Here is a 13266-nt window from a genome sequence, read left to right as displayed (position 1 = left end):
ATCTGCCATCAAACCAACCTCTCCCCTTATGGAGATACTGCATATACTTCTGATTATCTTAATTGCCACCAGGTTATTCGGCGAAATTGTTAAACGATTTCAGTTCCCGGTCATCCTGGGCGAGATCATTGCCGGTGTCGTATTAGGACTGATCATTCCCTTTTTCTCCCCACAACTCCCCTTTCTTTCAGATCTTGCCAATGATGAAGTATTCAGGGCCGTCACAGACCTCGGTGTTTTTTTCCTGATGCTTTATGCGGGCCTGGAGCTTCACCCGGACGATTTCCGAAAATCATCCGGAACAGCATTGTGGATTGCCATCGGTGGAATGGTTATCCCGCTGGCTTTTGGACTAATTACAGGTATATGGCTTTTCCCCGATAGCGAGAGTAAACCCGCCCTGGCCCTGTTTCTGGGCACGGTGCTTGCCATTACGGCCGTCCCGGTTGCTATCAGATTATTAATGGACCTCGGAAAACTTAACAGCAGGGCAGGTAAAACCATCGTTTCTGCGGCAGTGATCGATGATGTTATCAGTCTGCTACTGCTTGCCGTGCTCACTTCATTTATAGAAACCCAAACGATGCCGGGTATTTCCGATTTGCTTTGGATACTCGGAAAGATCGTATTGTTCTTTGGGTTGACCATTGCCGTGGGCATCTACGCACTTCCGGTTGTCAATGAACTGGTTTTTAAAAATGCACTGGTAGATGAGATTGAAATAGGTTTTCTGCTCATCGTTGCCATGGCCTTTGCCTGGCTTGCAGAATATCTGGGAATGCACTTTATCATGGGTGCATTTATTGCGGGGCTTTTCTTCATGCAACGCAATCTTGGTGAGGAAGTATTTAAAAAAGTAAAAGCTAAAATCGAAGGCATCACCGCCGGTTTTCTGGCACCTGTATTCTTTGCCTCCATCGGACTGAATATGGATCTCTCAGCCATTCCTCATATTCCCGGCGTTATCCTTTTGCTGATCGGTATAGCCATTGCAGGCAAGTTCATTGGAACAATGATACCGGCAAGATGGCTGGGATTTTCCCGTGAGGACATCCTCACGATCGGATTCAGTATGAACGCCAGGGGTGTCGTATCGATCATCATCGCAGATGTGGCCCTCAAGGCCGGGCTATTCAATCAATCCGGAGGAGATGTAATCATCGACAGTCTGTTCTCTGCCGTGGTCATCATGGCCATCACCACAACCATCATCACACCTATTGCCCTCCGCTTCATCCTCAAATAATTTAAGCGATATACACTGTTTTACGGTTTACAAAGGAACGTATGCCTTCCTCCCCCAACTCACGTCCATAACCTGACTTACCCACGCCACCAAATGGCAACCTGGGGTCGGACTTAACCAGTTCATTGACAAAAACCGCCCCCTGATCAATCAGATGGATCCGGGACCGGACCCTTTCGATATCCTGCGTACAGATGGTTATCCCCAGGCCATACTCACTCATGGCGGCTAAGCGGTATGCATCCTGCTCATCTTGTGCCATGACAAGGGGCGCGACCGGCCCAAACGTTTCTTCATCAAACACCGGCATTCCCGGTTGGACTTTATTCAACACGGTAGGTTTGTAGAAGGCACCGCGCCTTATCCCTCCGCATAAAACTTCCGCACCGGACTTCACCGATAGCATAACCTGATCCTCCAGTTTCTCTGCCAGATCCGTTCTTGCTAACGGTCCCATGTCCACGGAATCATCCAGGGGATCTCCGGTTTTGAGATTACTTACACTCCTAACCAGTTTTTCCTGAAACACCTCATATATCTCACGCACTACAATGATTCTTTTAGCTGCGATGCAACTCTGTCCGGCATTCTGCATGCGGGACCTCACCGCCAGATCTACAGCATGATCCAGATTGGCATCAGCAAGTACCACAAACGCATTACTTCCACCCAATTCCAGAACCGTTTTCTTAATATGACTTCCTGCTGTTGCTGCGACGGATGCACCCGCCTGTCCGCTTCCTGTTAATGTAACCCCCTGGATATACCGGTCTGCAATAATGCCAGGCACCTGATCTACATCAACGGTAAGAGATAGAAAAGCACCGTCAGGAAAACCAGCCACCGCAAATAAAGAGGCAATCTCTTTCGCACAGCCGAATACGTTTGGCGCATGCTTCAGAACCGCGGTGTTACCGGCCATCAAAGCGGGTATAGCAAACCGGAAAACCTGCCAGAATGGATAATTCCAGGGCATGATGGCGAAAACACCTCCAAGCGGATCGTAGCGAACATAACTTTCCGTCGCATCGGTTTGGATCTTTTGATCCTTTAGAAAACCTTCTGCATGTTCTGCGTAATAGTCACAAAGCCATGCACATTTTTCTATTTCGGCTTTGGATTCTTTCAGCGTCTTGCCCATCTCCAGTGTAATGGTCCTTGCCAATGTATCAAGCTGTGACCGGACTGTTTGTGCCAGCATTTCAACATACCCAATACGTTCAGCTATGCTCGTCAAACGCCAATCTTCAAAGGCTTTCCGGCCATGATGAAGTAATCTCGTTAGCTCTTCTTCTGTTTGTTTCGGGAATCCACCAAGAACTTCCCCATTATACGGATTGATGCTTTTAAAATGCATGGGCAGCGATATCTATTCCTTCAAAGATATGAATCGCTGATTCGGATGTGCTTAATCACAATCAGTAAAGTCAGATCTCAAAGCGTTCTCTCAGGCTGTTCATGAATTCTGATATCCTTTCGGAACCCTCTGCCCCGTATGCATCCACCACGGTACCTTTTAACCCCTTATTGGTTCGGAGTGCATAGACGATAGATGCATCGGAAGGGTTGGTCATTCCTTCAAAGCGATGGAACTCATGAAGCTCTGTTTGCGAAGGTGAGAAGGTTTGTCCGGCTCCACCGTCAAGCATCCCTTTGGAATTGACATGAAAATCTTCAACATATCCCCGTTCGGCAAGATCTTCCAATGCTTCTGCCAGGGTATCGTATTGGTTATTGTGCATTCAAAAAGGTTTATAAGGCTTGAAAAGGGTTACTCCACAAGTTTATCGCTGTGTCGTGATATCCTTAAACTCCTCATGATTCTTAATATATGATCTCACAAAAGAGCATGTAGGGATCACCTGATACTGGTTGTTCTTTGCATAGCTCAGCGCCGTATCAGCCAGCTGGGAGGCAATCCGCTGATGCCGGTGGTCCATGGGAACATAGGTTTCATAATACTCCAGCTTCCCCGATCCTTTCGTACGGTAATGAAGGTAAGCCACCTCATCATCAATGACAGCATGAAACTTGTGGCTCTGCCTGTCGTGTTTTACTTTAACATTCATAGCGTGCTGTTTTTGATTCGTGTTTGACTCAAATGTATAGAAGGAACGACAGAATCGTGAATACATTAATCAACACGTTAATTGACCTTTATCAATTGAAAAGTCATGGACAGAATGTACCTTATTGTAGATATGAATGACAAGCCCAAAAAACCCAATCACCCCAAAGAACCGCCTACCCGACCACAAACGAAACCGGGAGCAAACCCTCCCGAAAAACACCCTACCGGGATTCCACCTGAAGAACCGGGTCCGGCAACCATCCCTCCGGAACAAGTTCCCCGAAGAGATAAACCGGATTCCCCTGAAAAGAAACCAACGGCCTAATAACGGAACAGTGCATTCATGACGGTTTCCCGAACCGGCATTTCATCATCCTCCATGACATAAACCTGGCCACCGTTCTCAAAACTGTTAACTGCAGCCATATTAACCAACGATGCGTTACCGGGCTTTTTATATTCATCCAGGATAACCGTTCTGTTCTGCTGATCAAACAAGCCGAAAAGGTCATGGGATTCCCTTACAAAAAGTGTATCTACTCTCCCTTCCATCGCAGCAGGAATTATTTTATCGGGGCGAATAGAGGTACGCGCTGCAAATTGCAGCTCTTTAAACAACTTAATTTTATCATTTCGCATCCGGTTAATCAAAGCTCTCCTTAGCCTGGATGCCTGAACAAAAAGCTTGTTTATACCCACAGTTGCCGGATTACCTTCAATAAACTCGGGATGCACGTGCGCATACCTTGTCAACCTCCTGAAATGGGTAAAATGGTATCCCTGGCATGCCAGAACAAGCGGATAAGTTTCATGACCGATTAACCTCATCACATCTGCATCCACATTCTTGAAGAATTTCACCAGCTCCTTATCATTGTCTTCATGCTGACCGTGAAACATCGCCCTCCCTCCCTGTTCCTGACCACTCCGGAATTGGAGCATTTTCTGAGCGGACCTTCCATTCTCTCCCATCAATACCGGCACATTTCGTTTTACCAGGCGTTCCGTCAGACCATATGAGCTTCCTTCGTACAAAATCATTTCATGCCGGGTCAGGGTCATTACAAAAAACTTTATGTCTTCAGCAAACAACGGGAGAAGGGGTTGCAGGTAGAAATGATCTCCAAAATACACCCTGGCACTTGCGGATATGGGCAGGGAAAAACAAACAAAACCATTACCAGACAGGAACATGGCGAGGGCCTGATGATGTGTTCTCCAGAAACCTGTGTTGTTCAGCAGAAGTTCAACGGGCCTCAGGTAGTTCTTCACGTAATTCTTTCCGCCCTTGTATCGTTCCAACTCAGCATGCAACTCTTTCAGATCATTCTTTAACAGGAGCGGTCGCTTGTCCTCATTCGCCATTCGCCCTTCTTCTACGGCGGGCAGATATATGGAAATGCAGTGAATATCGTGTGTTGCCGCCAGTTGCCCGAACCGCTTTCTTGATAACGAAGAATATATGGAAGGATCCATCATGAGTTCTTCCATTTCATAACATACTTTCGACAATAACAGAAATCATACATGTTTGAGGCAGCTGATTATACTCCTTTATATCATATTAACGGAGCATATACAAAGCTGGCAAAACGAAGTGCAGTACACGATGACGCCACTCATCAGCGGAATTGATATACGTCAACGGCCTGGAAGTTGGCCTTGGGCGGCTAAATAGTGCGAAGACCAATATTGGGAGAAGATGTTACCAGGACTTTTCCAGTGACATTAACTTTTCTTTATCCACCAGGATAATTCTGGGACCTTCGGTATGTATAATGTTATCCTCCTTCATTTCAGATAAGACCCTGACCAATGTTTCCTTTGACGTTCCCACCATTCTGGCCAGGTTAGTCCTGGATATCCTGATTTCTTCACCGCCTTCATTGTCAAGCAGTGCCATGATCTTATGAGCTGTTCTTTTTCTTACGGAGCTATAAGCCATTTCAATCAACTCCTGTTCCTTCTCGGATAGATTTTTGGACAACATTTTTATGAAGCGATCGGATACTTCGTGGTTTTTGTGGATCAGCGCAAGGAAATCATTTTTCGGAATTTTGAACAGGGTACAGTTTTCCAGTACTTCTGCAAATTCCTGATATGTCCGATCCTCCAGAAGTGGCTTGTACCCTATAAAATCACCCTTACCGTAAATTCCGGTAATGAACTCTTTTCCGTCCTCATTCAACTTATAACATTTGATCTGGCCTTCTTCCACAAAATACAGGAATCGGGCGTGTTCACCCTCCATGAAGAGGGTTTCCCGGCTTCTGTATTTTTGTTTATCATAATTCTCTGCTATTTCCTCTTGCGACAAAATCCTTCCGGCTTCATTCAGAAATGCGTCCACATCCGAGCCATTATGAGCAAATTGCTTCTTAAGCGCATCATGCTTTTTCAGACGGCTTTCAACCGCATTCAACAGCTCAATATCCTGGAATGGCTTGGTAATAAAGTCGTCTGCACCCATGTTCATACCACGCCTGACATCAGATTTCTCCGTCCTTGCAGTTAGAAAAACAAAAGGGATTGAGGCCGTTTCCTGCTCTTTTCCTAACAGATGCAAAACACTGTATCCATCCAGCTCCGGCATCATAACATCACAAATGATCAGATCCGGTCCACAGGATTTGGCTTTTTCCACTCCTTCCTTACCATCGGCAGCTACTTCCACCTCATAATTGGACAATTGAAGGAGTTCCGCCATGTTTTCGCGGATGATTCTGTCATCATCAATTAGCAGTATCTTTTTCATATCATGTATGGATTTGGTCAGCTTCTACCGGTGAATTAACCGGAGTATCAGAGATTGGTTTGGCAGGAAATGTTACACAAAAAGTGGTGCCCAGATTTTGCTGGCTTTGAAAAGTGATCTTACCGTTCATAATATCGGTATATCGTCTTACAATGCTCAAGCCCAAACCTGTTCCCTGGTAGTTTAATGCGTTTGCAGCCCGAAAGAATCTCCGGAAGACATTTTTATGTTCCGAGCCTGGAATGCCAATTCCTTCATCCTGAACTTCAAGCCGCACCTCATCATCACTAACCCTAGACACAAGCCGAACAACAGCACCTTCGGGAGAGTATTTAATCGCATTGGAAATAAGGTTGTTTACGATATTTTTCAGAATATGGCTGTCGAGACAAACCTCACCTTTGTCACCAAAATGTGTGTATTCAATTTCCTGGCCATCCTTACAAAGCAGCTTCAACTCTTCACAGGTCTCTTCAAGAAAGTTGGAAATATCAAATACTTCATACTTACATGTGACCTTATCCTCCTCCAGCTTACCAAGGGATAGAAAATCGTTGATAATAAGTGTAAGGTTGGTAACCGACTCTTCGATCTTATGCAGATGCCCCTCCACCTTCTCGCGGTGCCTGAACGACTCCCATTCTTCAGGTTCGGTTTCCAGGTATCTTTTGATGAGTTGCAGGGAGGACAATATCCCTGCAAGTGGCGTGCGAAATTCGTGGGATGCCGTGGATACGAAGCGGCTTTTCATGTCACTTAACTCCCGTTCTTTGTACAGCTGCTCCGCAACCTTTTCCTTTCCTTTTTTCTGTCTTACCAGTTCCATTTCCAGGTTCTCCCAGGTGGTGTTATCCAGGACATGACCAATGATAACCGAATCCCCATCCGGCACGAACATTGGTTCGAGTATCAGTCCCAGAAGCTTTTCATCTCTTCCTATTACCTGAAAATGACTCGTGTGAGATGAGATATGGTCTGAGTTGTTTTTAAAGTTATGCAAATACGCATCGAAAGCCTCCATGCTATCCTTTATCAGACTATCCTTCATACTCCTTTTCCGCCATTCATCCTTGCCAAAACCAAGCATCTCTGCGGCTGTATGACTCACACCTTGTATATCTCCGTTGTCTTTAAGAACAAGCATGCCTTGAACGGGAAGACCGGACAATGTTTGATTATGGTCTTGTGGATTGATCATATTCCGGGTACTCATTCAAAGTTATGAAAAACACCCCTGCCTATTTGTTAACGGAAGTTAAAGTAAGAAGGTGCTAACCGGATGGTCAATAGCCATATCGGGATGGCCTACATCTATCTGACGAGTGTTACAGAACCTACCCGTTGCTTGACACGCTGAAACGCATCCACGTAATCAATCCTGTAAACGTAGACATCCTCCGGCATGGGCCGACCGTTTCTCCCCATGCCATTCCAGCCATTTTCTGTGTTATGGGTAATAAAGATCTGATTTCCCCAGCGGTCGAATATCAACAGGCGATATTCTTTGATGTAGGTGGAATAAACTTTGAATACATCATTCATTCCATCCCCGTTTGGCGAGAATACGTTCGGCACATAAAAACTTACCACGGGCTCAACATAAACCTTATCTAGCAAGGTATCCCTGCAGGCATGGTCATCCTCCACGATAAGGGTAACATCAAACCAACCGGTATCCTGATAGGTATGATGGGTATGTTGCACTGAATCCCGGTGTCCATCACCAAAATCCCAGCTCCAGAATTTCGCATCCAGCGACTTATCAGTAAACTTGAACTCAGGATTTATGATATCCTGCAAATAGGTATCCACCGAATACAATGCCGTTGGAATCGGGAATACGGTGAGCATGGCGTTGTGTTGAATAGAGTCCATACACCCCTGCCTTGTGATGAGCTTCAAGCCGATGGTATAAGTTCCTGCCGTAGTATAGACATGGTACGGCGTGGGTGTTGTGTCTCTTTCACCATCGCCAAAATCCCATATAAATGTATCACCGGGGTCGGTTGTATGACCGGGTGCAAAGATCATATTGGTAGGCACACAGCCTTCTTCAGACAATACCGTAAAATTCGGATCGGGATCGGGGTATACATGCACTTCCTTAGTGACCTTACCCATACAACCATGTTCCGTCGTAATATTCAGGGTGACCCCATAACTCCCAGGATGTGCGTATGTATGAGTGGGATTGATCAATGTGGAATGAAAGCCATCACCAAAATCCCAGTCCCAACCCAGAATTGCCGCCTTGCCTATGGTAAAGGAACTGTCGGCAAACGTATTCGCAAAACTTTGGCACTGGTTGGTAAAACTGAACTCTGCTACGGCCGTTGGAAATATCTGCACCAGCGAACTAGCTGTATCAGCACAGGTAAGTCCCTTATTGACAATCAGGGTAACCGGATATATGCCCGGTCCGGGGAAGGTGAAAATAGGAATATCCTTATTGGAAGTATCTGCCAACGTTCCCGGGACACCAAAGTCCCACGAATAGGTAAACACTCCCTTACTTGTATTGTTAAACACAACGGTTGAATCACCGCATTGGGTGATGGCTGGAGGAACGGACACTGAGGTAATGGGTTCACATTGCATTACGTTGAACTGAAAATCGCGCTTGTTAATACCTATCAATGCACCATTCCGATACTCTTTCACACATATACCCACTACATACTGTCCAATCCGGTTTGGTGTTCCTGTCAAAAAGCCGGTTACCGGATCGATATTCAATGGAATTCCTCCCAAAGGATCATTCTGATTGTATGGGTTCACGTACACCACATTCGTGTAAGGCGGTGATGCAATTGGATTGGTGCCTGTAGGATCATTGGTTGAAGCACCTTTATAAGGCACGCATAGTTCGTAAACAAGGGAATCCCCATCCGGGTCAGTTGCAGAATGATCAAACATCAGCTTTTCATCCTTACAAATAAATATGGGGGGATAACCACTGAATCGGGGTGCTGCATTGCAAGGCACATTGGCTTCATCCGGAATGGCAATGTAATATGTAGTTCCCGTACCACCCGGATCAACGATATTGTTGATTGTATGATTTCTACAGCAACGCTGATAAGCAAGCTGGTAACCACCTGGGATGGGTGGAAGATTGACAATGATTTCATACCGGGCCTCTTCAACGCAAACATTTGCAGGAGGATCAATACAAGGGTTATTATTATTCGGGTCCAGGTTGCGAACCGAACTTAAATCAAGGGGAGCACTAATGGTTTGCACCAGGTTATTATTGGCATCAAATACATTGATAAGTGCAGGATCGTCAAAAAATGGAACACCATTGTAACAGTCCCTATAGGCATTCATGACGATGCGATAGTCACCATTACCAAGACACTCATAGTAAAGTTCTCCTCCTATGATGTGGGTTGCACGAACATCCCAGGACACCAATAACATCACACTCAGGACCAACGCCCTGAAGGTGCTGGCATGAAGCCATTGGAACCTTATTCGAAGTGCTTTTAACATTTTTAACTACCAGGTGCAGGAGGGGACGAGACAAATTTACGAAAATGCACGGCTAACACCTAAATATACGGCCTTATTAACAGAAGCGTAAACATAAAAGGTGATCAATGCACATTATTTCTGTTCAGCGCTTCCTGATACCGACGTGCATTTTGCTGGTGTTGCTGAAAAGTCGTTGCAAACTTATGATATCCTGTCAGGTCATCACTGGCGCAGAAGTAAATGTAATCATGCTTCTCATAGTGTAAAACACTTTCAATGGATGACGATGAAGGCAAGCAAATAGGTCCGGGAGGTAATCCGGCATACCGATATGTATTATACGGAGACTCGGCAAGCATATGTTTTTTGGTGACCCTTCTGATGCTAAAGTCCCCAACAGAGAATATGAGGGTGGGATCTGCCTGCAACCGCATTCCAATGCGCAGCCGGTTCATGTAAACCCCTGCAACAGTTGGCCTTTCATCCGTTCTCCAAGCCTCCATTTCTACAATGGAAGCAAGCGTTGTCACTTCTTTTACAGACAAACCAATAGCAGATGCTCTGGCAACGCGCTCATCGGTCCAGTACTTTTTATAGTGGTGGATCATTACCGCACGGAATTTTTCCGGATTGGTATTCCAGAAGAAATCGTAGGTATTGGGCAGACACATGTAAAAGGTCCACTTCCACCCGATACCATGTTCCGCCAATCCATCATCGCTCTTAAGCATTCTCAAAAACTCCACAGAATCCGGTTCAAGTTCACGGCCAAGGATTCCCGCCAATTCCTCGGGAACATGGATATGATCAAATCGTACCCTGACAGCTTCCTGATCCCCACTTCTCAACATATTCACGATTGCTTCATTGGACATTCCCCGACGGATCTTATACCTACCAGGCTTCACCCTGGAAGGATACTTCTTCACATCCGCTACCCATTCAAATGCTTTGACATTGCTAATAACACCGGCCTTTGTCAAAGCTTCACGAACGTCATCAAAATCCGAACCGGTTGGGATATATATGACCCGAACATCCTTACCCTCAACCCAGGCATTGGGTTTGTACAAGTACTGAAAATACTGATATCCTTTCCAACCAAGCAGCGCAAATGCGATCAGTGTGATCCATCCAGCCAGGCGGCGGCGTTTTCGCATTTTTGATGCCATTATTCGGGTCTTAGATTATTAAGGCTTTCCATAACGGCCAGGGCTTGCTCATGTTCGGGATTCCTTTTTAATATATCACGCAGCACTTTTTTGGCCTGTTCAAAGTCCTTGTTATAAATATGCAAACCAACCATATTCATCCAGAGTGTTTCATCATCCGGATCCAGTGACAACCCCAGCTTGTAATAACGGAGTGCTATATCCGGATCGTCTCTTTTGGCGAGGTTCAGATAACCGAGATTTGCATAAGATGAAGTGAACCCGGGGTCCTCTGCTACCAGGTCTGCAAATATCCTGAATGCGCCAACAGCATCTCCGGTGACTAGTGTTGCCACACCCAATTTATTACGAAATTCCATAATGAATGGCGCCAATTCCACTGCACGTTTAAAAAAGACCCGTGATTGATTAAGATCTTCCAGAACACCTGCATCACCGGAACCGAGATTATAGCTCTCTCCTATCCTGTATGCTGTCCAGGCATCCTCATTGTCCCATGATTTTTGTGTCAGCCATTGCTGCAACACCACAGGCCCGGCACTGGCGACCAGGTTCTTAACCACCTTATATTCCCCTTTAAGGTACCACAGTTTTACCCTTGTATTAAAATCACCTTTTGTAACAGGGCCATCAAGTAATGCCTCAGCGCTATCCAGAAAAATCCTTTGGGGGTTGAATTTCTCATAGTGATTTAAGAAACCCTTTGCCCGGGTCAGCCGATCCGGATTGGGGTTATTCACTGCAACCAATCCGGTAAACCTACCTTTTTCCCTTCTCTCCCCTTCGGTCTTTTGTTCATGTACAGCTATTCTGTGATCCGTAATAGATACGTGCGGTATATCAATAGACCCGGACCGGGGCATGTGACACGAAACACAATCCGTACCACCCACCCTGGCAGTATGTTCTTCCGATCCCGGATGACATGAAGCGCAGGTTTGATTGAACACCTCCCTACCGGTAACCTTCACCGACACATGCGGATTGTGACAGGTAACACAGGTCAGGTTCTTATAGGCCTGACCCTCCCCAGTCTTCCCGGTGTGACTTCCCGTTGTAGACAGGTAACATTTACTTTGCCTCAAACGATCTGCGTGCGAAGCCATAATAAAATCGTTATCATCTCCCTCATACCTGGCAACAAACACACTCATCACGTCAGACAATTTCATTCCCGGCCTGAAATCAAAAAACGACTTTCCTTCCGCAAGGACTGCATTTCCCTGCAGATGACAACGCTGACAAACATCAAACTGAAGATCTGCCGGCAGTTTTGCGGGATTGACAATAGAATAGTCAATGTCTTTATCAATATCCACGATCACGCCGGATTGCTTCAACCTGACATGAGCCTGGCCCGGGCCATGACATCTTTCGCAATCGATACCGTTTCTCACTACCTTATATTTATTCTCTGATCCTTCCACCATGACGGGATAGCCGTTGTGACAGGTCATACATTCCAAACCGATCTTGCGACTGAAGCGACTGTTGTTGCCATTTTCGAAGCCCGGCGGAAGATCCCATTTTTGTTGCTGGGTATAAAACGTCATTGGCATCTGGGTCACATATCCGCCATGATTCATCATATGAGAATTGGTATGCTGTCCTGAACCGATTACATAAGACACATATTCTTTGCGCTGATATACCGTATCGCCCTTCTCAAGTCTGAACTCTTTGAAAAACAATGAATCATTTTCCCAGAAAGCATGATAACTTAGATTTCGCACCCCATCATGAATGGCAGCATGCCGGTAATCTCCAGCGCTCTTCTCCTTTGTAGCCAATCCAAAAGACTGCCCCATACCGGTTTGAATGAATGTTTGGTATATCTGTTCATGACACTTCCTGCAGGTTTCCATGCCCACATAACCAACGGAGTCTGCAAGATTGAGGTAACCAGACCGGTTGTCATTTGTTGCAATTTCCTGATGCCGTGATTCACTTCCACAGCGATACATGGTCAGTGCAAGCAACAACAACCCGAACCAAACCAATCCCTGTTTCCTTGTCTTCATAGTTCAAGGCATTGGTAAAACCACCTGTCGTCATACCCCCCGGAATCCTGTACCCATTGCCGGTGCTCTCCTGTCTTCACAAACCCGTTCTTTTCAAACAGCCGGATACTGGCCTTATTGGACGGCGATATCAGGCACCAAAGCTGCAACAAACCAAGCTCTGAAGATGCAAAAGGAAGAAACAGGCGCAGTGCTTCACTGGCAAAACCCTTAGCCCTGCTTTCCTGTTCTCCAATGAGGATTCCGATACCCGCCCTGCCATGGCGCCGGCTATACTCAAACAGGTCCAGGGTGCCCAGCACGTTTCCGTTGGCAATGTCGCATATCATCCATCGCTGCTGACCTGCATCAGACAAGGACAACGTTTCGTATGCTTTTAAAAAATCGACCAGAGCATCGCGGGATATGGGTTCGGCAGATTCACCCGCACGCATTATTTCGGGGTCATTCTCCCACCGGTGTAAAACATCGACATCCGCCGGTTCCGGCAATCTGATCTTTATGCGTGACCCTTCCAGCATCGG

Annotated in this window: 12 protein-coding genes; 2 read left to right on the top strand and 10 right to left on the bottom strand. The window is 46.0% G+C overall.

Annotation, left to right across the window (positions count from 1 at the left end):
* Positions 1-1246, top strand: a 1246-nt coding sequence (locus KDD36_06705) for a cation:proton antiporter (protein ID MCB0396323.1), incomplete at its 5' end; no start/stop codon positions are given.
* Position 1247: 1 nt separating this feature from the next.
* Here the strand turns inward: KDD36_06705 and KDD36_06700 are convergent.
* From KDD36_06700 to KDD36_06690, 3 genes are all read right to left on the bottom strand, one after another.
* The gene (locus tag KDD36_06700; protein MCB0396322.1) at positions 1248-2603 is read right to left on the bottom strand and encodes an NAD-dependent succinate-semialdehyde dehydrogenase; all 1356 of its coding nucleotides are present in this window, start codon (positions 2601-2603) and stop codon (positions 1248-1250) included.
* Positions 2604-2673: 70 nt separating this feature from the next.
* Positions 2674-2988: a phosphoribosylpyrophosphate synthetase gene (locus tag KDD36_06695; protein ID MCB0396321.1), complete on the bottom strand. Its 315-nt coding sequence runs from the start codon at positions 2986-2988 to the stop codon at positions 2674-2676.
* A gap of 42 nt (positions 2989-3030) precedes the next feature.
* On the bottom strand, positions 3031-3315 hold the full coding sequence (locus tag KDD36_06690; protein ID MCB0396320.1) for an N-acetyltransferase: 285 nt from the start codon (positions 3313-3315) through the stop codon (positions 3031-3033).
* Between the two features lie 105 nt (positions 3316-3420).
* Here KDD36_06690 and KDD36_06685 point away from each other — a divergent pair, with 105 nt between their 5' ends.
* Positions 3421-3642, top strand: a complete 222-nt coding sequence (locus KDD36_06685; GenBank protein MCB0396319.1) for a hypothetical protein — start codon at positions 3421-3423, stop codon at positions 3640-3642.
* On the opposite strand, the gene KDD36_06680 is transcribed toward KDD36_06685, so the two are convergent.
* The 7 genes from KDD36_06680 to KDD36_06650 all read right to left on the bottom strand — a co-directional run bounded on the left by KDD36_06680 (position 3639) and on the right by KDD36_06650 (position 13263).
* Entirely contained in the window at positions 3639-4808 is a 1170-nt protein-coding gene (locus tag KDD36_06680) for a hypothetical protein (protein MCB0396318.1), read from the bottom strand. The genes KDD36_06685 and KDD36_06680 overlap by 4 nt on opposite strands.
* Positions 4809-5022: 214 nt before the next feature.
* On the bottom strand, positions 5023-6072 hold the full coding sequence (locus KDD36_06675) for a response regulator (GenBank protein ID MCB0396317.1): 1050 nt from the start codon (positions 6070-6072) through the stop codon (positions 5023-5025).
* A gap of 1 nt (position 6073) precedes the next feature.
* The gene (locus KDD36_06670; GenBank protein MCB0396316.1) at positions 6074-7285 is read right to left on the bottom strand and encodes a PAS domain-containing sensor histidine kinase; all 1212 of its coding nucleotides are present in this window, start codon (positions 7283-7285) and stop codon (positions 6074-6076) included.
* A gap of 98 nt (positions 7286-7383) precedes the next feature.
* Positions 7384-9567: a PKD domain-containing protein gene (locus tag KDD36_06665; GenBank protein MCB0396315.1), complete on the bottom strand. Its 2184-nt coding sequence runs from the start codon at positions 9565-9567 to the stop codon at positions 7384-7386.
* Positions 9568-9671: 104 nt separating this feature from the next.
* The gene (mltG, locus tag KDD36_06660; GenBank protein ID MCB0396314.1) at positions 9672-10709 is read right to left on the bottom strand and encodes an endolytic transglycosylase MltG; all 1038 of its coding nucleotides are present in this window, start codon (positions 10707-10709) and stop codon (positions 9672-9674) included.
* Positions 10710-10720: 11 nt separating this feature from the next.
* On the bottom strand, positions 10721-12742 hold the full coding sequence (locus tag KDD36_06655; GenBank protein ID MCB0396313.1) for a tetratricopeptide repeat protein: 2022 nt from the start codon (positions 12740-12742) through the stop codon (positions 10721-10723).
* The gene (locus tag KDD36_06650) at positions 12739-13263 is read right to left on the bottom strand and encodes a GNAT family N-acetyltransferase (protein MCB0396312.1); all 525 of its coding nucleotides are present in this window, start codon (positions 13261-13263) and stop codon (positions 12739-12741) included. Before KDD36_06650 ends, KDD36_06655 begins: the two co-directional genes overlap by 4 nt.
* Positions 13264-13266 lie beyond the last annotated feature (3 nt).

It is taken from the genome of Flavobacteriales bacterium, from assembly GCA_020435415.1.
In the GTDB taxonomy this organism is placed as follows: domain Bacteria; phylum Bacteroidota; class Bacteroidia; order JACJYZ01; family JACJYZ01; genus JACJYZ01.
This window is presented reverse-complemented; position numbering and strand designations above follow the sequence as displayed.

Bases quoted from the DNA above. Each gene is read 5' to 3' on its own strand.
- KDD36_06675 (MCB0396317.1), bottom strand. From the start codon at position 6,072: ATGAAAAAGATACTGCTAATTGATGATGACAGAATCATCCGCGAAAAC.
- KDD36_06680 (MCB0396318.1), bottom strand. From the start codon at position 4,808: ATGGAAGAACTCATGATGGATCCTTCCATATATTCTTCGTTATCAAGA.
- KDD36_06685 (MCB0396319.1), top strand. From the start codon at position 3,421: ATGGACAGAATGTACCTTATTGTAGATATGAATGACAAGCCCAAAAAA.
- KDD36_06695 (MCB0396321.1), bottom strand. From the start codon at position 2,988: ATGCACAATAACCAATACGATACCCTGGCAGAAGCATTGGAAGATCTT.
- KDD36_06655 (MCB0396313.1), bottom strand. From the start codon at position 12,742: ATGAAGACAAGGAAACAGGGATTGGTTTGGTTCGGGTTGTTGTTGCTT.
- KDD36_06690 (MCB0396320.1), bottom strand. From the start codon at position 3,315: ATGAATGTTAAAGTAAAACACGACAGGCAGAGCCACAAGTTTCATGCT.
- KDD36_06670 (MCB0396316.1), bottom strand. From the start codon at position 7,285: ATGAGTACCCGGAATATGATCAATCCACAAGACCATAATCAAACATTG.
- mltG (MCB0396314.1), bottom strand. From the start codon at position 10,709: ATGCGAAAACGCCGCCGCCTGGCTGGATGGATCACACTGATCGCATTT.
- KDD36_06650 (MCB0396312.1), bottom strand. From the start codon at position 13,263: ATGCTGGAAGGGTCACGCATAAAGATCAGATTGCCGGAACCGGCGGAT.
- KDD36_06665 (MCB0396315.1), bottom strand. From the start codon at position 9,567: ATGTTAAAAGCACTTCGAATAAGGTTCCAATGGCTTCATGCCAGCACC.
- KDD36_06700 (MCB0396322.1), bottom strand. From the start codon at position 2,603: ATGCATTTTAAAAGCATCAATCCGTATAATGGGGAAGTTCTTGGTGGA.